Annotated in this window: 1 protein-coding gene; it reads right to left on the bottom strand. The window is 40.6% G+C overall.

The features are described 5' to 3' along the window. Window positions 1-195: 195 nt before the first annotated feature. Window positions 196-1,560 carry a chromosomal replication initiator protein DnaA gene (gene dnaA / locus AC1WIP_RS15555; RefSeq protein WP_481142681.1) on the bottom strand — a complete coding sequence of 455 codons (1,365 nt, stop codon included), beginning with the start codon at window positions 1,558-1,560 and terminating at the stop codon, window positions 196-198. Between the last annotated feature and the right edge of the window lie 182 nt (window positions 1,561-1,742).

Below are 1,742 nucleotides of genomic sequence, written 5' to 3'. Positions count from 1 at the left end.
TTATTATACTATTATTCGGCTTAAAATGGAATGGATAAGTGGTGAATTCTTTCAGAATAACTTTTGGATAACCAGCCAGTTATTCACATCCATTTTTAACTGCTGTTTTTCGCGGGAAAAATTATCAACATACATTCCACTTCCTTCAACAGACAAACCACACCATCCTGTGGAAAACTAAGAAGGATTTATCTTCTATGAAGGATTTATCTTCTTTGTGATAATATCCACCTTATTGCGCAGTTCCTCATTGGTGTCAAGCTCTGCGGTAATTTTGTTTACGCCGTGAATAATAGTGGTATGATCCTTTTTGCCCAGAAGCTTTCCGATATTGGTAAAGGAGGTATCCGTCAGTTCCCGGCACAAGTACATTACCACCTGTCTGGGCTGGACAAATTCGGAATTGCGCTTTTTGGAGGTAATATCCTCGGGCTTTACGCCAAAATGCTCCGCCACCACATTGATAATCAAAGACGGCGTGATTTCCTTTGGCTTGTTTGGATAAATTACGTCTTTCAGGGCTTCCTCCGCAAGGGAAAGGGTGAGCTCCACCTTATTTAACCTTGCAAAGGCGATAATTTTGTTAAATGCGCCCTCAAGCTCCCTGATATTTGATTTTACATTGTTTGCAATATATTTTATGATCTCCTCGTCAATCTGCTTGTCGTAGGACTCTGCATATTTGCGCAGAATAGCCATACGGGTCTCGTAATCTGGAGGCTGAATATCAGCGATCAGGCCCCATTCAAAACGGGAACGGAATCTCTCATCCAGAGTCTCCATTTCCTTAGGCGGCTTGTCCGAGGAGAGAATAATCTGCTTGTGGGCTCCGTGAAGCACATTGAAGGTGTGGAAAAATTCCTCCTGGGTACTTTCCTTTCCTATAATAAACTGCACGTCGTCTACCATGAGCACATCCACTGTTCTGTACTTTTCCCGCAGCTTTGTCATGGATGCAGCGTTACCGCTTCGGATGGATTCGATCACCTCGTTGGTAAATTCCTCGCTGGTAACATAGAGAACCTTCATATTTGGATTCTGATCCAGGATAAAATGTCCAATGGAGTGCATCAAATGGGTTTTTCCAAGGCCCGGACCACCATAAAGGTAAAGTGGGTTGTAAACCTGTCCTGGGGATTCTGCTACCGCTAAAGAAGCCGAATGTGCAAATTTATTGTTGCTTCCCACCACAAAGGTGTCAAAGTTGTATTTTGAATTTAAGTTTGCGTTCTCATAATTGATATTATGTGCAGAACCCATGGAGGAGCTTTCGCTTTCAGGAAGCTCCTTTATGCTCACGTCATTTTCCAGCAGAAAATACACATCATAATTATGGTTGAACATTTCCGTGATGGTAACCTGAAAAAAGCTCTTATATTTGGTAGAGATATAATTTAAGGCATGAGCCTGATCTGATGGGATGATAATGTTTACCACATCATTCTCTACATTAAAAAATTCCAAAGGCTCCACCCAGGTATGATAAGAAATGTCAGAGAGATTATATTCTCTTCTGACGGTCTCCTTAATGGCTGTCCAATTTGTCTTTATGTCGTCCATTTTGCCTGTCCTTCCATAAAAAAGTACATAAAAAAGCATTGTGATCATGTCTTTTCATTGTAATATAGATTGCGGAATATTTCAAATGCAAGTTATAAACAGAGGTTCCAATGAAGTTATCCACAGTTTGTTGATAAGTATGTTTATAAATAGGAAAATCAACAAGGGTTGTGGATAGTTTG

Source organism: Acetatifactor sp. (assembly GCF_982438285.1).
This window is presented reverse-complemented; position numbering and strand designations above follow the sequence as displayed.

Coding starts and splice junctions, on each gene's coding strand:
- dnaA (WP_481142681.1), bottom strand. CDS start 1,560: ATGGACGACATAAAGACAAATTGGACAGCCATTAAGGAGACCGTCAGA.